The 20,394-nt window shown below is 59.5% G+C and carries 17 protein-coding genes; 8 read left to right on the top strand and 9 right to left on the bottom strand.

Annotation, left to right across the window (positions count from 1 at the left end):
• The first annotated feature begins 51 nt into the window (after positions 1-51).
• From BFQ00_RS25165 to BFQ00_RS25145, 5 genes are all read left to right on the top strand, one after another.
• A complete protein-coding gene (locus BFQ00_RS25165) occupies positions 52-666 on the top strand; it encodes a biliverdin-producing heme oxygenase (RefSeq protein WP_065935071.1) in 615 nt (204 codons plus the stop codon).
• A complete protein-coding gene (locus BFQ00_RS25160; protein ID WP_065935070.1) occupies positions 663-2,891 on the top strand; it encodes an ATP-binding protein in 2,229 nt (742 codons plus the stop codon). The genes BFQ00_RS25165 and BFQ00_RS25160 overlap by 4 nt, the downstream gene beginning before the upstream one ends.
• A gap of 425 nt (positions 2,892-3,316) precedes the next feature.
• Positions 3,317-5,218 (top strand): alkaline phosphatase D family protein, encoded by a 1,902-nt coding sequence (locus BFQ00_RS25155; RefSeq protein ID WP_065935069.1) that lies wholly within the window; start codon positions 3,317-3,319, stop codon positions 5,216-5,218.
• Between the two features lie 118 nt (positions 5,219-5,336).
• Positions 5,337-6,350: a diguanylate cyclase domain-containing protein gene (locus BFQ00_RS25150; RefSeq protein ID WP_065935068.1), complete on the top strand. Its 1,014-nt coding sequence runs from the start codon at positions 5,337-5,339 to the stop codon at positions 6,348-6,350.
• Between the two features lie 116 nt (positions 6,351-6,466).
• Positions 6,467-7,183, top strand: coding sequence for a hypothetical protein (locus BFQ00_RS25145; RefSeq protein WP_065898248.1), 717 nt, complete (start codon positions 6,467-6,469; stop codon positions 7,181-7,183).
• A 69-nt stretch (positions 7,184-7,252) separates the two neighbouring features.
• On the opposite strand, the gene BFQ00_RS25140 is transcribed toward BFQ00_RS25145, so the two are convergent.
• Entirely contained in the window at positions 7,253-8,347 is a 1,095-nt protein-coding gene (locus BFQ00_RS25140) for a pyoverdine biosynthesis transaminase PtaA (protein ID WP_065935067.1), read from the bottom strand.
• A 213-nt stretch (positions 8,348-8,560) separates the two neighbouring features.
• Here BFQ00_RS25140 and BFQ00_RS25135 point away from each other — a divergent pair, with 213 nt between their 5' ends.
• Both BFQ00_RS25135 and BFQ00_RS25130 read left to right on the top strand, forming a co-directional pair.
• Positions 8,561-9,163: a helix-turn-helix transcriptional regulator gene (locus BFQ00_RS25135; protein WP_065935066.1), complete on the top strand. Its 603-nt coding sequence runs from the start codon at positions 8,561-8,563 to the stop codon at positions 9,161-9,163.
• Positions 9,150-10,022 (top strand): queuosine precursor transporter, encoded by an 873-nt coding sequence (locus tag BFQ00_RS25130; RefSeq protein ID WP_065935065.1) that lies wholly within the window; start codon positions 9,150-9,152, stop codon positions 10,020-10,022. Before BFQ00_RS25135 ends, BFQ00_RS25130 begins: the two co-directional genes overlap by 14 nt.
• Before the next feature lie 143 nt (positions 10,023-10,165).
• Here the strand turns inward: BFQ00_RS25130 and queC are convergent, their stop codons facing one another.
• The 8 genes from queC to hmpA form a co-directional block, all read right to left on the bottom strand.
• The gene (queC, locus tag BFQ00_RS25125; RefSeq protein ID WP_065935064.1) at positions 10,166-10,864 is read right to left on the bottom strand and encodes a 7-cyano-7-deazaguanine synthase QueC; all 699 of its coding nucleotides are present in this window, start codon (positions 10,862-10,864) and stop codon (positions 10,166-10,168) included.
• Between the two features lie 166 nt (positions 10,865-11,030).
• A complete protein-coding gene (gene cyoE / locus BFQ00_RS25120) occupies positions 11,031-11,918 on the bottom strand; it encodes a heme o synthase (protein WP_003176002.1) in 888 nt (295 codons plus the stop codon).
• 11 nt (positions 11,919-11,929) lie between these two features.
• The gene (cyoD, locus tag BFQ00_RS25115) at positions 11,930-12,265 is read right to left on the bottom strand and encodes a cytochrome o ubiquinol oxidase subunit IV (protein WP_003194051.1); all 336 of its coding nucleotides are present in this window, start codon (positions 12,263-12,265) and stop codon (positions 11,930-11,932) included.
• Positions 12,265-12,891, bottom strand: coding sequence for a cytochrome o ubiquinol oxidase subunit III (locus BFQ00_RS25110; protein WP_065935063.1), 627 nt, complete (start codon positions 12,889-12,891; stop codon positions 12,265-12,267). Before BFQ00_RS25110 ends, cyoD begins: the two co-directional genes overlap by 1 nt.
• Before the next feature lie 3 nt (positions 12,892-12,894).
• Positions 12,895-14,913 (bottom strand): cytochrome o ubiquinol oxidase subunit I, encoded by a 2,019-nt coding sequence (gene cyoB, locus BFQ00_RS25105; protein ID WP_065885079.1) that lies wholly within the window; start codon positions 14,911-14,913, stop codon positions 12,895-12,897.
• Positions 14,914-14,916: 3 nt separating this feature from the next.
• A complete protein-coding gene (cyoA, locus tag BFQ00_RS25100) occupies positions 14,917-15,858 on the bottom strand; it encodes a ubiquinol oxidase subunit II (protein WP_065885078.1) in 942 nt (313 codons plus the stop codon).
• Between the two features lie 792 nt (positions 15,859-16,650).
• Positions 16,651-17,157, bottom strand: coding sequence for a disulfide bond formation protein B (locus BFQ00_RS25095; protein ID WP_065935062.1), 507 nt, complete (start codon positions 17,155-17,157; stop codon positions 16,651-16,653).
• A gap of 221 nt (positions 17,158-17,378) precedes the next feature.
• Positions 17,379-18,560: an NO-inducible flavohemoprotein gene (gene hmpA, locus BFQ00_RS25090; protein ID WP_065935061.1), complete on the bottom strand. Its 1,182-nt coding sequence runs from the start codon at positions 18,558-18,560 to the stop codon at positions 17,379-17,381.
• A gap of 147 nt (positions 18,561-18,707) precedes the next feature.
• On the opposite strand from hmpA, the gene norR reads away from it, so the two are divergent.
• Positions 18,708-20,252 (top strand): nitric oxide reductase transcriptional regulator NorR, encoded by a 1,545-nt coding sequence (norR, locus tag BFQ00_RS25085; protein WP_065935060.1) that lies wholly within the window; start codon positions 18,708-18,710, stop codon positions 20,250-20,252.
• Positions 20,253-20,394: the final 142 nt, after the last annotated feature.

Genomic DNA, 20,394 nt, shown 5'->3' with positions numbered 1-20,394 from the left:
CATTTCCGCGCGTCACTCATGGCCGAGAGGCCCACAGTTCGAGCTTACTGAATGCATTCTCAGGCCCATGACGTCGATGCGCCCCCACTGCTGGAAGCGTTGCGCACAGGCACGGCCTTGCTGCATACCGCGCTGGAAAAACGCCTGCCGTTTTTCTCCGATCGCCTTGATGCGCAGGGGTACCGGCATCTGCTGCAGGCGTACTTCGGGTTTTATCAGCCTATGGAGGCTGCACTGTACGGCAGCGGCTTGATTCCCGAAGGGCTTGATACCGCAATGCGTGTGAAAACACCGACACTGGTCAGTGATCTCCACGCGCTGGGCCTGGCTGATCAGGCCATCGACACCCTGCCCCATTGCACGCAATTGCCAACGCTTGATACCCCCGCCGCCTGTCTCGGTGCCTTGTATGTACTGGAGGGCGCGACGCTGGGTGGCCAAGTGCTTCGTCGTGAAATGGCGCAGCGCCTGGGCGTCAATGCCGACAACGGCGGCGCCTTTCTCGACATCTACGGGGTAGAGACCGGGCGGCGCTGGAAAGACTTTCTTGTTTACCTGGGCGACCAGCCGCTGGACGCGCCCGCAAAACAATGCGCCGTGGACGCCGCCCGCTCGACATTCAGCTGCTTTGAGCAATGGCTCGACAGCCAGGAGGTACTGCTATGAAAACCGAAGATTTTGAAGAGCTGCTTGCCAACTGTGCCAACGAGCCCATCCGCTTTCCCGGGGCGATCCAGCCCCACGGTGCGCTGCTGACCCTGTCGGAGCCCGGCCTGAATATCATCCAGGTCAGCGCCAACGTCGGCACCTTGTTCGGCCATGCGCCCGAAACGCTGCTCGGTCAGCCGCTGCACAGCGTGATCGGCACCGAACACGCCCAGGCCGTGCAGGTCATGGCCCGGACCAATACCTTCTTCGACATGCCACCGTTGCACGTCACCCTCAACGGTGCGGATTTCGAAGGCTTGCTGCACCGCCATCAGGACGTGCTGGTGCTGGAGTTCGAGCCGCGGCTCAAGGACTTTCGCCCGCGCGCGTTAAACGGCCGCACCAGTAACCTGGGCAAGATGCTGCAACGTTTGCAGGCGGCGAAAACCCTGCAGGCGCTGTACGAAATCAGCGTAAATGAAATCCAGGCCATGACCGGTTACGACCGCGTGCTGATCTACCGTTTCGAAGACGAAGGCCATGGCCAGGTGATCGCCGAAGCATCGGCGCCGTCCATGGAGCTTTTCAACGGGCTGTTCTTCCCAGCGTCCGACATCCCGGAGCAGGCTCGCGAGCTGTATCGCACCAACTGGCTACGGATTATTCCCAATGCGGCCTACGAGCCAGTCCCGTTGGTGCCCAGGCTGCGGCCGGATACCAACGAACCGCTGGATCTGAGCTTTGCCACCCTGCGCAGTGTGTCGCCGATCCACTGCCAGTACATGCAGAACATGGGCGTGCTGTCATCCATGAGCATCTCGCTGATGGACGGCGACAGGCTCTGGGGCCTGATCAGTTGCGGCAATCGGGAACCCCTGCTGGTGCCGAACGAGTTGCGCACCGCCTGCCAGACCATCGGCCAGGTGCTGTCGTTGCAGATCAGCGCCATGGAAGCCCTGGAACTGAGCCGTCAGCGCGAGGAAAAACTTCAGGCGCTGGCGCTGCTTGATCAAGCGATGAAGGCCTCGGAGGACAATGTGTTCGATGGCCTGGCCCAACAGGGCCAGTTGCTGATGGACCTGACGCGGGCAGGCGGCGTGGCGATCATTGATAACAAACAATTGCACCGCTACGGTAACTGCCCGGAACCGGCGCAGATCCGTGCGCTGCACAAATGGCTGCAGGAACGCGACGAACCGGTGTTCGCCAGCCACAATCTGGTTTCGTCATACCCACCGGCCTCCGAGTTCCAGGCACTGGCCAGCGGCGTCCTGGCCATGCAACTGCCCAAGCCTGTGGACAACGGTGTGCTGTGGTTCCGCCCGGAAGTCAAAGAGAACATCAGCTGGAGCGGCGATCCGCAAAAGCCGCTGGACCTGGAAAACTCCGACGCCGGCCTGCGCCTTCGTCCCCGCACGTCATTTGAAATCTGGAAGGTCGAAATGGCCGGCATCTCCACCAAGTGGAGCCATGGCGACCTGTTCGCCGCCAATGACCTGCGCCGCTCGGCCCTGGAAAACGACCTGGCCCGCCAGGTGCTGCGCGAACAACAAGCCGTGCGGGCGCGTGAAGAGCTGGTGGCGGTGGTGTCCCATGACCTGCGCAACCCCATGACCGTGATCTCCATGCTCTGCGGCATGCTGCAAAAGGCGTTCAGCTCCGACGGCCCCCATACGTCACGGCGGATTTCCTCGGCCATCGATACCATGCAACAGGCGGCCGGGCGCATGAATGTGCTATTGGAAGACTTGCTCGACACGTCGAAAATCGATGCGGGACGGTATGTGGTCAAGCCGGTGGCGCTGGATGTCAGCCAGATGTTCGAAGAGGCTTACTCCTTGCTCGCACCGCTGGCGTCGGAGAAAGGCATTGACCTGTCGTTCAACGCCGAGCCCGGCCTGCTGATCAACGCCGACCCGGAGCGCCTGTTCCAGGTCCTGTCGAACCTGATCGGCAATGCCATCAAGTTCACCCCACGCCAGGGCAATATCGGCATCAGTGCCATGAGCAATGGCGAAGAAATCGTATTCTCGGTGCGGGATTCGGGCGAAGGCATTGCGCCGGAACAATTGCCCCATGTGTTTGACCGCTACTGGACCCAGACCGAAAACAACCCCACCGGCAGCGGCCTGGGGCTGTACATCACCCAGGGCATCGTCCAGGCCCATGGCGGCAGGATCGTTGCCGAGAGTGAGGTGGGCCGAGGGAGTGAGTTCCGGTTTACGGTGCCAAAGCCGATCTGAAATAAACGCTGCTACATCTTGCGATACCGATGGCCGGGAACGTCTGCCCGGCCAGCGCCACTGATCATGGCGTACTCAGAGAGCGCCCTGGTGCGAGCCACCCTCCTTCAACCGAGCAAGAGGTATGTCCATGATCATCGGTCAATCGTTTCACAGCTATAACCTTCATCAAGCTGTACAAAACCCCCAGTCCCCGGTCAGTCCCGCGCAGCCGACACCCCCAGTTGACGCCGTCCCACAGGGACAAGACCGGAAACAAGCAAGAAAAGAATCGAACCTGGACCCTCTCGGACAGGGCTTCCTGGTGTGAACCGACGCTGATCCCTTGCACGGCGTGCTGCGCCCTGTGTTGCACGCTGTTAACAAAACACTGACATCCTCGGGGTTATGCTTTCCCGTTCTACTCTGCATGAGCGGCATTGTTGATGCTTCGACCCGACACCCTGCCCGCCGTTATCGCGGGCCCCCTTCTTCGCCGACTGGAACCCCGGCGACTGGTCATGTGGCTGGTGGGAAGCCGCACCCTGGCCTTGACGTTGAAGCTGTATGTACCTCAAGGCGAAACGCTGGAGATCGGCCTGGACGAACGCCAGTGCCAAGTCGTTGCCGCCGGGCGTCACGCTTTTATCCACCTGATTGATATCGCACTGGACCACGCACTGCCCCAGGACGTGGTTATCGGCTACGACCTGCTGATCGACACCCAGGGCATTGCGCAGTGGGCCGGGCATCTTCTATACCCTGGAGCCGGTACTGCGAACTTCGTGCTGCACAGCCGCCTGCATCAGTTGGTGCATGGTTCGTGTCGCAAACCTCACCACCGTGCCGACGAAGGCCTGCTGTGCGTAGACCGTCTGCTGGCGGCTGCACCACTCCCCACCGACCGTCCGGCCTTGCTGATGATGAGCGGCGACCAGATCTACGCCGATGACGTCGCCGGGCCGATGTTGCGGGCCATTCATGCCTTGATTGCACGCCTGGAGTTGTTCGACGAGTACCTGGAGGGCGCAGTGGTAGACGACAGCGCCAACCTCTACGGGCATCCTGCCAGCTATTACCACAGGGCCGACCTGCTGCCGGCGCTGGACAGCAACGAGACCCTGCGCGAACGGTTTTTCGGCGGTGTGAAGAAGCCGATTTTCACCAGCAGCACCGCAGACAATCACCTCGTGAGCTTCGCCGAAGTCCTGGCGATGTACCTGCTGGCCTGGTCTCCCACGCCCTGGACCCTGATCACGCCGCTGCCGCCGCAATTGAGCCTTGAAGAACAGCAGCGTTACGCTCGTGAACAGGGGCTGATTGATCGGTTTCGTGACGGATTGCCGGGCGTTGCACGGGTGTTTGCCCACCTTTCGACCCTGATGATCTTTGACGATCACGACATCACCGATGACTGGAACCTCAGCGCCCAATGGGAGGAAACCGCCTACGGCCACCCCTTCTCCAAACGCATCATCGGCAATGCCTTGCTTGCCTATATGCTGTGCCAGGGCTGGGGCAACCAACCGCAGGCGTTTGGCGAACTGGTGAAACAAACCCAGGCCCTGACGGCCACGGCACATCACAATCACCTCGACGCCGGCGCGCAGGATGACCTGGTGCAAGCGCTGTTGAAGTTCCAGCACTGGCACTACGTACTCCCCACCAACCCCGCACTGGTGGTGCTCGACACCCGCACCCGGCGCTGGCGCAGCGAGTTCACCCTCAAGCAACCCTCCGGCCTGCTGGATTGGGAAGCCTTGAGCGAACTGCAGCAGGAACTGCTCGATCACCCCTCGGCCATCATCGTCTCGCCCGCGCCAATCTTTGGCGTGAAGCTGATAGAGACCGTGCAAAAAATCTTCAGCTGGTGCGGCCACCCCTTATTGGTGGACGCCGAAAACTGGATGGCCCATCGCGGCAGCGCCCAGGTGATTCTCAATATCTTCCGCCACTCCCGCACACCCGGTAATTACGTGATTCTGTCGGGGGACGTGCATTATTCGTTTGTCTACGAAGTGCTGATTCGCCACCGCAATGCGGGTCCCAGGATCTGGCAGATCACCAGCAGCGGCATCAAGAACGAGTTCCCGCCGCGTCTTTTGGAATGGTTCGACCGGCTCAACCGCTGGCTCTACTCCCCGCGCTCACCGCTCAACTGGTTTACCCGGCGCCGTACCATGCAGGTGGTGCCGCATATTCCGGAACATGCCGAGGCCGGCGAGCGCTTGTGGAATGCTGCGGGAATCGGCCAGGTATTTTTCAACGGGAAGGGCCAACCCGAGGCGATTTATCAGCACAACGCGGATGGCAAGCCGCGTACGAAAATGACCGCGCCACGCCCCTGAAACAACACATCTGCCCTATTCAAAGCACACCGGCCGCGTTGTACAGTAGCGCCAGCCACGGAGTATCGGCGTCAACCACAGCTGGCCTCGGGAGCCAGTTCACGCAGGAAGCGCGTAAATGGACGATACAACCGGCAGTGAAATACCGCGTAATGACTTTTCCGACCTCAGCGCCGACCTGTTGCATGCCATCATGGAATTGGTCAGCGACGGTATCTGGGACTGGAATGCCAATACCGGCTTCGTCTACCGCAATCCCGGTTGGTACGAAATGCTGGGTTACTCGCGCCACTCCCTGGAAAACAGCGTATTCACCTGGGAGAACCTGATCCATCCTGAGGATTACCCCCGGGTGATGAGCGGATTTGATGACTATATCTGCCAACGCGCGCCCCAATACCGGGCCGAATACCGCTGCCGCAAGCGCGACGGCAGCTACCTCTGGATCGAAGACCGTGGCTACGTCATCGCGCGCAATCCCGATAACTCGGTCGCGCGCATGGTGGGTGCGCACCGCGATATTCATACACGCAAATGCTCCATGGAACGCCTTCAACAGCGTAACCAGTCGCTTGAAGCGCTGGTGGTGGAACGCACCCTTGAATTGTCGCGCGTCAATCAGCAGCTGCAACTGCAATTGGACGAAAACCGCTCCCTGGCCGAACGGGACGCCTTGACCCGCATCGCCAACCGTTATCGCCTGGAAAAGGTATTGCTCGAACAGTGCAGCCGCGCCGAACGCTTTCGCCTGCCACTGGCGCTGGTGGCCATGGATATCGATGACTTCAAGCCGATCAATGACCGACATGGCCATGCCGTAGGCGATCAGACGCTGATACGGGTGGTTGAAGGACTGGAAGCGTGCGTGCGTGCAGATGACGTGCTGGCGCGCTGGGGCGGTGATGAATTCATGCTGGTCTTGCCCAACAGTTCGCTGGAGACGGCCAGGGAACTGGCCGAACGGGTGCGTCATAAAATCCAGGAAATGCCCGCCGTGGGTGGCGCCAGGATAACCCTGAGCCTGGGCGTGGTGGAACGCCAGCCCGGTGAGTCACCGGCAGCGCTGATGACCCGCGCCGATCAGGCGCTGTATCGGTCCAAGGCGGCGGGTAAGAATGGCGTGTCGGAATAAAACCGGCGACCTGAGCGGGCTCACCTTCGGGAGTTGCCTTGACCTGACTCCCCTGCCCCCTGAAAATGCGCGACGCTTTTTTGTCTCTCCCCGTTTACTGAAGTAGTGAAATTTCAATGTCCGATTCGTACACCGCTGAATCCGCCGAAGCCTCCGTAACCGCCTTGCACGCCAAAGCCGAGTACGAGAACGCCATCAATCTTTCACAGCATGTGCCAGCGGCCAAGATCATCAGCGAAATGGTGCTGGACGCGTTTCACACCTCCAAGGAAAGCGACCAGATCCGCGAGTTGCGCCTGGCCATCCGTCAGGCCCATGACGCCTTTGACGATGACAAGGCGTACGAGCTGATGGGCCGGCTCAAGCAGTTGAAGGACGCCGAAGCGGCCGATAACGCCGCCCTGGAAGACTTGAGCAGCAAGTTCTCGATCAGCCGCATCCTGTCCAGCTTCAAGGACGACCCCGAGTTCCAGGAACTGGTCTACGGCCTGGCCCTCAAGGTGCTGAACCAGTCGCACCAGGCCATCAGCAACCCGAGCGCCGGCAAGGGCAAGGCCGCGCGTGCCAAGAAAGAAGCCGAGGTGTTTGTGATCAGCAAGGACGGTACCAGTGTCACCCTGCCACTGCGCACGCCGCGCTCCAAACTCAACGTCGACCGTGAAGCATTCGAATTCCTGGGGTTCAACTTTGTCGGTGAGGGCGATGAAGCCGAGCCGGAAGTGGAAAGCTTTGTCGATAACGCCGGCACTGAACAGCCGCTGAGCCGCAAGAACGTGATTGCAGCACTGCAACAGCAGACAGCCTTTGATGGCTACAGCATCGTCCAGCAGTAATCCATTGCCAGTCGCGCGGCAGGACTCAAAGGTGGGCCGGTTTGCCCCTGCCCACTTTTGCAGGCTTTTTCAGCCGACACCCACGATCTGCGTGGCGAACACCTGACGAAACCGCTCCATCTCCTGCCGGTTACCCACTGTCACCCGCACCCACTGCGGCCAGTTGCTCCATACCCGCCCCACCAGCACGTTCTGTGCAGCCAGCCGCTCGATCACCTGTTCGGCGGGTTGCTTGACGTCGATCATGAAGCAGTTGCTCTGCGAGGCCGTGCACCTGAACCCTCGGTCCTTGAGCCACGCGATAGTCTCATCACGCACGGTGGCATTGAGCGCCTTGCGCTGGCCCAGCAGCTTGACGTCCTCCAGGCTGGCATGGGCACCCAGCAGGCTGGCACCCGCCGGCACATTGTCGCCGCCGAACACCGCCAGTTGCTCCAGCAATGCCGGGTGGCCGATTGCCAGGCCCAGGCGCGCACCGGCCATGCCGTAGATTTTCGAGAACGTGCGCAGTACCAGCAGGTCGTCGTGGTCGCTGGTCCAGCTCACGCAACTGGGGGCATCGCAGAAATCGATATAGGCCTCGTCCACCACCAGCACGCTGCCTTTGGGTTTGTTGGCCAGCGCCTGGCGGATGGCCCCGGTTGGCGTCAGGGTGCCGGTCGGGTTGTTGGGGTTGCACAGGTACAGCATGCCGGCCTGGGGATCAGCCGCGAGCATGGCCGGTACATCATGGGCATGCGCGGCATCGAGGTTCACTTCGCGCACCGGTGCCTGGTTCGACGCGGCCGCCTGGCGCGGCACTTCGTAGGACGGCGTGGCCATCACCAGGCCACGGGTTGGACTGGTGAATGCCAACACGGCATAGCGCAGGGCGGCCATGGAGCCGGCGAACACGGCCACGCGCTCTTCGGTAATACCTTGCTGCCGGGCGAACAGCGCAGCCAATGCGTACAGGTGCGGGTAAGGATAACGTCCCGCTGCCGCACTGCCCCGCCCCATCGCCTCAAGCGCCGCCGTTGAGGGCCCGTAGGGGCTTTCGTTGTAGTTGAGCAATACGGTGTCAGAGGTCGCCGGCGCGGGGTTGGCGACGGCCCAATCCAGGCGCCCCAGCACCGGCAAGGCCGCGCCCAGGGCGAGAAGAGATCGACGGCTGACGCTGACCATGGCAACTACTCCTTGTAGACGAACGATGATTCCTACGGGTCGTACAGAGAAGTATGACGAGGAAAACGCAGCCTGATTTAGCGCTTTATTGTTGAGCAACACACATGTAACACTCGCGATCGCGACGTTGAAAAGCCCCGTGGCAGGCTCTAGATCCACGGTTTCGCGAACAAAAATGGACGATCATGACTAAAGGGAACTGGTGAGCACGTGATGCACAGACGGGAAAAAACCGAGCACCTGAAGAGCAACATCAGGTACTTGATCAAAAGTCGCGGCGAAACCCAGCTTTCGTTAAGCAGCGCCGCCGGCCTGACCAGGACCACCATCTACAACATCCTCGAAGGCAAGGTCGCCAACGTACAACAGTCGACCCTGCGCAAAATCTCCGACTTCTTCGGCGTCTCCTACGAAGAAATCGAAACCATCAATTTTGAAGCCAAGGAAATCATCGAGAGCCATGCTTCACCCCTGGGCAACATGAACCCGGCGGCGGTGCCTGTGCTCAAGGAAAGCCAGGTCATGCAGCACCTGGGCAAGCGTATCGGTGAGCTGTCCACACTGTTCCCGCTGACTTACTACTTCGGCCTGTCCTGCAACTTGATCGGCGTACTGCTCGAGCACGCCATTACCGGTCTCAACGAGCCAGGGGACTTGCTGATCGTGCAAAAAGGCGCGTGCAGCGACGACAAGGAAAAGCTGGTGTACGACCGCGCCACCCAAAAGCTCTTCATTACCCTTGACCCTTGTGCGAACTCGGATCGCCTGTGTGTCATCGGCGATATCTTCGAGGAGCGCTTCAATGAACAGGCTTGAAGCACCGGTTGAAAACAGCAAATACAAGCTGCTGGGCTTTGAAAATGACAAGCGCCTGGCGGTGATCATGGTGATCGCCACGGGCAAGGTCATCAGGATCAAGCTCAGTGAAGTGCTCAACAGCGAAATGATGGACAACTTCAACAGGTTGGAAATCAAGAACCTCTACAAGAAGTTCTATTCACAAGGCGGTGCGCTCACGGCCTACGACATGAACGACCGCAATGAAAACTCATGGATGATCTACATCATCCTGAATCTGCTGCTGTTCACGTTTTATATCTTTACCAGTATCGCCGCGACCAAACCGATCTACCTGGAGTCAATGGGCATCATCGTGACGCCGGGCACGTTCCTGTATCCCCTGACCTTTCTGATCGTGGACCTGCTGAACGAAAACTTCGGGCTGCGCCTGGCACGCCGAGCGATCCTGTTTGCGTTTGCCAGTAACGCGATGATCATCATCCTGCTCTACGGCTCGACCTTCCTGCCGGGGCTGCCGGGCTGGAAACTCGATGGACCGTACACCGACGTGATCCTGCAAGTCTCGTCGGTGCTGATCGCCTCGTCGGTGTCATTCCTGGTGTCGGAGAACATCAACTCTTATCTGCTGTGCAAAATCAAGGAACTGACCAACTCCAGGTACCTGTACCTGCGGATTTTCCTCAGTACGTTCTTTGCGGTCATTATCGACAGCTTCCTGTTCTGCTTTATCGCCTTCTATGGCGTGATGCAGACCAGCGACATCCTGAGCATGATCTATGTGCAGATCGCGATCAAAGTCGGCTTTGCGTTCTTCAATATCCTGCCGGCCTATGGGGCGCGGTCGTTGTTCAAGCGCTATCTGACCAGTGCATGAAACTCACTGGTTCACCGCTATCCCTTGTGGGAGGGGGGCTTGCCCCCGATCAGGCAGTGTCAGTCAGTGCATTTTTAACTGACACACCGCCATCGGGGGCAAGCCCCTTCCCACATTTTGACCTCACCCGGCTCTTGATTGACTTATTTCAGCTGCAACTTGTGCTTGAGGCTCTGCATCACATCCGCTTTATTCTGCAGATACTCATTCAAGCCCCGGGCGCGCAGGTTGCACGCATCGCAGTTGCCGCAGCCTGTCCCTATGACGCCGTTGTAGCAGGTCAGCGTCTGCTCGCGTACCAGCTCCAACTGCTCGTAGTAATCGGCCAGAGCCCAGGTCTCGGCCTTGTTCAGCCACATCAGCGGGGTATCGAGGCGCACGTCGTATTCCATGCCAAGCTTCAGGGCCTGGTTCAGCGCCTTGACGAACTCGTCGCGGCAATCCGGGTAACCCGAGAAATCGGTTTCGCACACGCCGGTGATCACGGTCTCGGCCTTGACTTGATAGGCGTAGATCGCGGCCAGGGTCAGGAACAGGATGTTACGCCCCGGCACGAAGGTGCTCGGCAGGCTTTCGCCTGAGCTGTTCACGGTGGGCACGGGGATGTTGTCACGGGTGAGGCTGCTGATGGCCAGCTCATTGAGCAGGGACACATCCATCACCTTGTGCACGGTGGCGCCCAACTGCTTGGCCAACGTGCGGGCCACTTCGATCTCCGCCACATGGCGCTGGCCATAATCGAAGGTGATGCAGTGCACTTCGTCATACTGCTTCAATGCCTGGATCAGGCAGGTGGTCGAGTCCTGCCCGCCACTGAAGACCATAACGGCTTTTTTACTCATTGCTTTGCTTCCTGCATTCGAAGAATTTGGGTGTAGGAGCGAGGCGGGCGGCTAGCCCTTGCTCGCGAAAAACGTCAACGATAACGCAGCGTATCCGGTTTGGCGCAGCGCTCAATAAAAAACCCCGCGCTTCTTGCGAAGGCGGGGCCTTTACTGCTCAGACCACTCAGTGTGCGTAGGTCAGCAACAGCTCTTTCGGTACCTGGAAATCCAGGGACATCATCACGCTGAGCGCGGTGATGGTGAAGATCGAGAACACGAACAGCTTGCGCGCCCAGACGGTGTCATCCACCGCCTTGTAGCCGGTCCAGGCCATGTACAACCAGTACATGCCCATGGCCGCGGCGACGGCGAGGTAGCTCATGCCGGCATAGCCACTGAAGGTCAACATCAAGGTCGCCACGAGGAAGGCCAGGATGTAGAGCAGGATGTGTTTCTTGGCCACCTGGATGCCACGCTTGACCGGCAGAACCGGAATCGACGCAGCCAGGTAGTCATTGAAGCGGAAAATCGCGATGGCGTAGGAATGCGGCATCTGCCACAGGCTGAACATCACCAGCAGCACCAGCGCGGCCATGTCGAAGCTATTGGTTACAGCCACATAACCAATCACCGGCGGCATCGCCCCCGACAGACTCCCCACCAGCGTGCCGTGTACCGACTTGCGCTTGAGGTAGAGGCTGTAGAGGCCGACGTAGATGACAAAGCCGATCACGGCGAACAACGCCGCCAGCGGGTTGGCCACCTTGTACAACAACACCACGCCCGCAACACCCAGGACGGTCGCAAAGATCAGTGCCAGTTTCAGGGAGATAAGGCCCTGGACCAGCACGCGATTCTTGGTGCGCTCCATCTTGATGTCGATGTCACGGTCGATGCAGTTGTTGAACACGCATCCGGAAGCTACCACCAGGGAGGTGCCGATCATCGCCGCCAGGAAGATGGCCAGATCGACATGTCCCTTGGAGGCCAGGAAGAAACCGCCTGCCACAGAAAGCACGTTACCGAAAATGATCCCCGGTTTGGTGATTTGGATAAAGTGCTTAAGCGACATCGGGTCTTACCTCACTTCGCCATCATGTAGGTGTGGATGCTGAACATGATCCACAGCGACAGACCAACCAGCAGAACGATCACCAGGCCTGCAAACACGAACGCAATCACGTTCTCGCGCTGCTCTTTGGAACGATCCAGGTGCAGGAAGTACACCAGGTGAACCAGGACCTGAATTACCGCGAACGCCAGGACGATCATCAAGGTGATCGACTTCGGCAGGGTTGGGTACATCACCAGGCCGAACGGGATCAGGGTCAGGATGACCGACAGGATGAAGCCGATGGCGTAAGACTTTACGCTGCCGTGGCTTGAATCGTGGCTGTCATGGGAGTGTGCATTAGCCATTACAGAGTCCCCATCAAGTAAACGACGGTGAATACGCAGATCCAGACCACGTCCAGGAAGTGCCAGAACAGGCTCAGGCAGCTCAGGCGGGTCTTGTTGGTGTTGGTCAGGCCATGTTTATTGACCTGATACATCATCACCGCCATCCACAGCAGGCCGGCGGATACGTGCAGACCGTGGGTGCCGACCAGCGTGAAGAACGCCGACAGGAAACCGGAACGGTGCGGGCCGTAGCCTTCGGAGATCAGCAGGTGGAACTCGTTGATCTCCATGCCGATGAAGCCCAGGCCGAACAGGAAGGTCAGTGCCAACCAGCTCAGTACGCCTTTCTTGTTGCCCTTGTAGAAGGCCAACATGGCGAAGCCGTAGGTGATCGAACTGAACAACAGCAAGGCGGTTTCGCCGAGCACGTACGGCAGTTCGAAGATGTCGTGGCCCGACGGGCCACCCGCTACGTTGTTTACCAGTACCGCGTACACCGCGAAGATCGACGCAAACAAGATGCAGTCGGTCATCAGGTAGAGCCAGAAACCGTAGACGGTTATTGGCCCCGAGTCGTGGTGATGATCATCGTGCCCATGGTCATCGACATGGGCGTGTCCAGCATTGGTCACTAAGTTCGACATGGTTTAAGCCTGTTCCAACGAGGTTTCTACACGGTTGGCCGGGATTTTCTTCTCGGCTACCAGGCGAGCGTGCTGCTCGGCTTCGATGCGTTCGATCGTTTCGACCGGCACCATGTAGCCTTGATCATCACGGGCAGCGTGAATGATGAAGTAACCGATGGTGCCTACCAGGCCCACGATTGCCAGCCACCAGATGTGCCAGATCATCGCGAAACCGAACACGGTCAACAGCGCACCCATCACCACGCCAGTGGCGGTGTTGTTTGGCATGTGGATCGGCTCGTAGTGCTTGGGCTTCTGGTACGCAGTACCGTCTTCCTTGGCTTCGGTGAACGCATCAATGGTGTTCGCAGTAGGGATCACGGCGAAGTTGTAGAACGGCGGTGGCGACGATGTCGACCATTCCAGGGTGTGGCCATTCCATGGGTCGCCGGACTCGCACATGTTCTGCTTGCGGTCACGGACACTCACGTACAGCTGGATCAACTGGCAGGCAATACCCACAGCGATCATCACCGCACCGAACATGGCAACGTACAGGTACGGCACCCACTCAGGGTTGGTAGTGGCGTTCAGACGACGGGTCATGCCCATGAAGCCCAGTGCATAGAGCGGCATGAACGCGACGAAGAAGCCCGAGATCCAGAACCAGAATGCAGCCTTGCCCCAGCCTTCGTGCAGCTTGAAGCCGAACGCTTTCGGGAAGTAGAAGCTGAAACCTGCGATGTAGCCGAATACCGCGCCGCCGATGATCACGTTGTGGAAGTGAGCGATCACGAACAGGCTGTTGTGCAGGACGAAGTCAGCACCCGGGATGGCCAGCAGTACGCCGGTCATGCCGCCGATGGCGAAGGTCACCATGAAGCCCAGGGTCCACAGGACCTGGCTGGTCATGCGCAGACGACCGTGGTAGATGGTGAACAGCCAGTTGAACAGCTTCACCCCCGTCGGGATGGAAATCAGCATCGTCGCCAGGCCGAAGAAGGCGTTGACGCTGGCCCCCGAACCCATGGTGAAGAAGTGGTGCAGCCACACCATGAAGCCCAGTACCGAAATGGCGCCCGATGCGTAGACCATCGAGTGGTGACCGAACAGGCGCTTGCCGGTAAAGGTCGAGATCACTTCGGAGAAGATACCGAACGCCGGCAGGATCAGGATGTACACCTCAGGGTGACCCCATGCCCAGAACAGGTTCACGTACATCATTGGATTGCCACCAAGTTCATTGGTGAAAATGTGGAAATCCAGGTAACGGTCAAGCGACAGCAGCGCCATGGTAGCGGCCAGGATCGGGAACGAAGCCACGATCAGCACGTTTGCCCAGGTGCAGGTCCAGGTGAAGATCGGCATGTCCATCAGTTTCATGCCGGGGGCGCGCATCTTCAGGACGGTGGCCAGGAAGTTGACCCCCGTCAATGTCGTCCCGAGTCCTGATAACTGTAGTGCCCAGATGTAGTAGTCCACACCCACGCCCGGGCTGTATTGCAGCCCCGACAATGGCGGATACGCAACCCAACCGGTCTTGGCGAATTCGCCGACGCCCAGGGACACGTTGATCAGCACCACGCCGGAGACCAGCAGCCAGAAGCTCAGGGAGTTCAGGAACGGGTAGGCAACGTCACGCGCACCGATCTGCAGCGGCAAGGCAAGGTTCATCAGGCCGGTGAAGAAAGGCATCGCCATGAAGATGATCATGATCACACCGTGGGCGGTGAAGATCTGGTCATAGTGTTCAGGTGGCAGGTAGCCAGGCGAACCCTCGGTGGCCATGGCCAACTGGGTACGCATCATGATGGCGTCGGCAAAACCACGCAGCAGCATGACCATGGCCACGATGACGTACATGACACCGATTTTCTTGTGGTCGACCGAGGTCAGCCACTCGGTCCACAGGTAGGTCCACTTCTTGAAGTAAGTGATACCCGCAAACAGTGCCAGACCACCCAGCGCGATCATGGCGATGGTCACCATTACGATCGGCTCGTGGAATGGGACCGCGTCCCAACTTAATTTACCAAACATCGTTTACTCCTCTGCCCCAGCAGTTGAATGCGCGCCTGTGTCAGAACCTTCAACCACGGCCACTTCTTTCTTCTCATGCTTGACCGGCTTGCCTGGCTTCATACCTTCGTACTTGTCGACGATTTTCTGAAACAGGTTCGGTTCAAACGCGGAGTACAGCGCGACAGGGTTGTTCTGGCTTGGTTTGGTCAGGGCGTCGTATTCAGCTTGATCAAGCTGTTTAGGTGCGGCCTTGACTTCGGCTACCCAGGCGTCAAATTCTTCCTGGCTCGTCGAGATCGCTTTGAATTTCATGCCGGTGAAGCCAGCGCCGCTGTAGTTGGCGGAGATGCCTTCCATTTCAGCTTTCTGGTTGGCGATCAGGTGCAGCTTGGTCTGCATGCCTGCCATCGCGTAGATCTGGCCGCCCAGGGCTGGGATGAAGAACGAGTTCATCACGGCGTCGGAGGTGATCTTGAAGTTCAGCGGAGTGTGTTCCGGGAACCGGATCTGGTTCACAGTGGCGATACCCAGGTCCGGGTAGATGAACAGCCACTTCCAGTCCAGCGCGACCACTTCGATGTTGATCGGCTTGACGTCAGATTCCAGCGGACGGTACGGGTCCAGTGCGTGGGTGGACTTGTAGGTCACATAACCCAGGGCAATGATGATGAGGATCGGGACCAGCCACACCGCGATTTCGATCTTGGTGGAGTGCGACCACTTCGGCGCGTAGGTGGCGCTGGTGTTGGACGCGCGGTATTTCCAGGCGAAGGCGAAGGTCATGATAATCACAGGGACCACGACCAGCAGCATCAGCAGGGTGGCGGTGATGATCAGGTTTCGTTCATCCAGACCGACCTGTCCTTTTGGGTCGAGCAAGGTCCACTTGCAGCCTCCCAGCATTAACATCATGCCAAGCAGCGGCAAAAAGCCTAGTAATCGGGGGTACCTGTTTTTACTCATCTCACGACCTCTAAAGCAGCTTGCGCAATGCAGTTGGGTTTTGATCGCCAACACTTCACCCTGCCAAGGGTTGGCATTTCTCTTCGATTGAATAAGAGCCAGCCCGCTACGTCATAGGTGTACGTTTCACGGACCTGCGGTGAGTTCTTATTCGATTTCGTGGCTAAAGGCCTTGTTACAGACCAATTCCATTTGGTGCGGAATAGTTGAAAGGCTGCCGGAACCTGGGATCGCACAGAGCCTTCCATCTGCTCCTCGACCGCTCCAATGCTCAAATATTGAACAGCACCGGACATTCAGTGCGGGCGATTGTAGTTAGCTAGCGATGTATAAACCATGTCTGATACAGAAATAATTTTTATCGATTACAGCAATAATCCTTCACCATTCCTGCAACGGTTCGCGATGTTATCGCGTTCAATTCTCAACAAAAACCACAAAAACTGCCGGGCTATTGGGCAGATTGCCACTCCCCTTACAACCTGTAAGGGCATGGCAAAGGGAGTAAAGTCCCCATAAAACAAGGCATTTACTCACCCTGCCCATGCTGAACCCGTGAGCGTTTCGCGCTGCCTTTCAAACCACGAACTGACAGCACAGTTTGCGCACCGGATGCAAATCCAAAGCTCGATTCTGCCTGTTGCGCAGCTCCTGCGACGGCCTCCGTGTGACAACATGTCGCATGCTGCGCGCCGCTTTTGTTGCCGCTCGTCACAGCACTTTCACAAATCCCCGCGAACAAAAACGCCCCGGCCTGCACTCAAGCAGATCGGGGCGTTTGGTGGCGCGGGCTCAGGCGTTGGGGTGACGATTACGGTAGATGCACAGGGGCACCAGGATCACGGTCAGCACGAATGCCACCAATGCCCATTGCGCCAGGGACAGGCCAAGGATCGGCGGATAGGGCGTGCTGCAGAAGCCGTCGACCTGAAAGCCCAGGGGAAACACTTTGGCCAGGGGCAGGTCATCGACGATCGGCTGCAGCACATCGATGCCGCAACTGACCTGAGGGAAGAACTGGGTGTACACATGGTGACCGGCAGCCGCCACACCGCCCACGGCGCTGAGTACCACCAGCCCTTCAAAGAGCGTGACGGCGCCTTTGGTGCGCATCGCGGCCCCGATGAACGCAAAGAGCGCGATCAGCAGCAAGGCATAGCGTTGCAGGATGCACAGCGGGCACGGCGCTTCGCCCAATACCACTTGCATGTACAGCGCGCCGCCGATCAGCGCCAGGCAGATGATGCCCAGCAACACCAGAAAGCGCCGCTCCCTGCCCAAACGCATTTCGTCACTCATCTCCGGTTTCCTTTGTTTGTTTGCTCAATGGCAACAAGTTTACACACAGGCAGTGGTTAAAACAGAGAAGGGTTAACGCCGGATTAATCGAGAAAAATGCAGAGCTAATGTGGGAGGGGGCTTGCCCCCGATGCGATGTATCAGCGAAAGACAAGCTGACTGATCCACCGCTATCGGGGGCAAGCCCCCTCCCACATTTGCTCACCGTTGCTGCGAAGAACTTATTCCAGCGCCGCAGCGGGGCCGAAGAACTCATAGCGCACCTGCTTGTGCGGTACACCCAGCGCCTTGAGGTGGCGCTTGATCGCCGCCATGAAACCCTTGGGCCCCAGGAAGTACGCATCAATATCGCGCTGCTCGGGCAGCCACGCCGCCAGTTGCTCCTGGCTCAGCAGGCCGACCTTGTCCGCCGGCGGGCTCACGCCGTCGTCCTCGGCATAGCAATAGAAACGCTTGAGCTGCGGGTGCCTCGCCGCCAGCGTATCCACCCAGTCACGGAACGCATGCACGCCGCCGTTACGCGCGCAGTGGATAAAGTGCACCGGGCGCTGGGTGGCCAGGGCCGCTTCGAGCATCGGCAGGGTTGGCGTAATGCCCACCCCGCCGCTGATCAGCACCAGCGGCTTGTCGCTGGCGGCCAGGGTGAACTCGCCTGCAGGGGGGAACAGGTCAACAGTTGCGCCAACATGCAGTTGATCATGCAGGTAATTGGACACCCGCCCGCCGGCTTCGCGCTTGACGCTGATGCGGTACACCCCGGCATCGCTCAAGGCCGACAGGGAATAGTTGCGACGCACTTCCTCGCCATCGAGCACCAGCTTCATGCCGATGTATTGGCCGGGGGCAGCGTTGAGGATCGGGCCGTTGTCCACCGGGGCGAAGTAGAACGAGATGATCTCGGCGCTCTCCTCCACACGCTTGACCAGCACGAACGGCCGCGCACCGCGCCAGCCACCGGGCGCCTGGGCTTTCTCGTCGTAGATAGCCGCTTCGGCGCCGATCAGGATGTCCGCCAACTGGCCATACGCCGCGCCCCACGCGCTCATTACTTCAGGGGTGGCTATCTCGCTGCCCAGCACCTCGGAAATAGCCCGCAGCAGGCACGCACCGACGATCGGGTAGTGCTCCGGCAGGATCTGCAAGGCCACGTGCTTGTTGATGATCCTGGCCACCAGGTCGCCCAGTTGATCCAACTGGTCGATATGCCGCGCGTACATCAACACGCCATTGGCCAGGGCGCGGGGCTGGTCGCCGCTGGCCTGGTGGGCCTGGTTGAACAGTGGGCGAACTTCAGGGTATTCGGACAGCATCATGCGGTAGAAATGGGTGATCAGCGCTTCGCCGCCACTTTCCAGCAGGGGCACGGTGGATTTGACGATGGCACGGTCTTGGGCACTCAGCATGGGAGACTCCTGGGTCTTTTCAGTCATTACCCTTGGGTAATCAGTAATCATGCCAATTAATAAACCGTTATTTTTCATAGCGTTAAAGATTGTGTAGTCAGTATGACCTCCTACAACTTATAGTCATAAGGACTACAAGGAGTCATTATGACTGCAAAACCGCTGCTCACCGCCCTGCTGCCGCTGGTTGCCGACCTGACACGGGAACTGCCCGAAGGCGAGCGTTATCGACGCCTGCTGCAAGCCATGCGCGCCCTGCTGCCATGCGATGCCGCCGCGTTGCTGCGCCTGGATGGCGAGTGGCTGGTGCCGCTGGCCGTGGATGGCTTGAGCGCCGATACCCTGGGCCGACGTTTCAAAGTCAGCGAGCACCCGCGTTTCGAGGTGTTGCTGAGCAGCCCCGGCCCTACCCGCTTCGACAGCGACAGCCCGTTGCCCGACCCTTACGACGGTCTGGTGGACGGCCTGCACGGGCATCTGGAAGTCCACGACTGCATGGGCTGCCCGCTGTTTATCGACGACCGGCCCTGGGGCCTGCTGACCCTGGATGCCCTCGACACCGAGCGCTTTGAACGGGTCGAACTCGACGCCCTGCAAGCCTTTGCCAGCCTTGCCGCCGCCACCGTCAACGTCGCCGAGCGCATTGAACGCCTGGCGTTGCGCGCCGAAGACGAGCACCAGCGTGCCGAGATCTACCGTCAGGCCAGCGGCCAGCAGCACAAGGAAATGATCGGCCAGAGCAAGGCGCACAAGCACCTGGTGGAAGAAATCAAACTGGTGGGCGGCAGTGACCTGACCGTGCTGATCACCGGTGAGACCGGGGTCGGCAAGGAGCTGGTGGCCCAGGCGATCCACGCCGCGTCGGCGCGTGCGGACAAACCCCTGATCAGCCTCAACTGCGCTGCGCTGCCCGAGACCCTGGTGGAGAGCGAGCTGTTCGGCCATGTGCGCGGCGCCTTCACCGGCGCGCTGAATGAACGCCGGGGCAAATTCGAACTGGCCAATGGCGGCACGCTGTTCCTGGATGAAGTGGGCGAGCTGTCGCTGACGGTGCAGGCCAAGCTGCTGCGGGTGCTGCAAAGCGGCCAGTTGCAGCGCCTGGGTTCGGACAGGGAGCATCAGGTGAATGTGCGCCTGATTGCCGCCACCAATCGTGACCTGGCGGAGGAAGTCCGCAATGGCCGCTACCGCGCCGACTTCTACCACCGCCTGAGCGTCTACCCACTGAAAGTGCCTGCGCTGCGTGAACGCGGGCGCGACGTACTGTTGCTGGCCGGGTTCTTTCTGGAGCAGAACCGCTCACGCATGGGCCTGGGCAGCCTGCGCCTGACCAGCGATGCCCAGGCGGCGCTGCTGGCCTACGACTGGCCGGGCAATGTGCGCGAGCTGGAGCACTTGATCGGACGCAGCGCGCTCAAAGCCCTGGGCCACTGCCGCGAGCGGCCGAAGATTCTCAGCCTGAGCGCTTCAGACCTGGACCTGCCGGATGTCAGCGCAGCGACCCTCGACGCACCGCTCGCCAGCGCCCCCGACGTCACTGGCGACCTGCGCCAGGCCACCGAACACTTCCAGCGCCAGGTCATCAGTGCCTGCCTGGAACGCCATCAACACAACTGGGCCGCCGCCGCCCGCGAACTGGGCCTGGACCGCGCCAACCTCGGCCGCATGGCCAGGCGACTGGGCCTGAAATAACCCGAAATGTGGGAGAGGGCTTGCTACACAACTCTGTAGCGCCCAACCGTAACCACGATGCGAAGCGAGTCGCTCTTGATCTGCTTTTGATCTCAGGCGCCCCGTTAAACCACGCTGGCCGAACGCAGGCTTGAATCCGTGG

This window comes from Pseudomonas sp. 28 E 9 (assembly GCF_900004785.1).
Classification (GTDB): Bacteria; Pseudomonadota; Gammaproteobacteria; order Pseudomonadales; family Pseudomonadaceae; genus Aquipseudomonas; species Aquipseudomonas orientalis_A.
The sequence above is the reverse complement of the archived record's forward strand: the minus strand, read 5'-3'. Positions and strand labels throughout refer to the sequence as shown.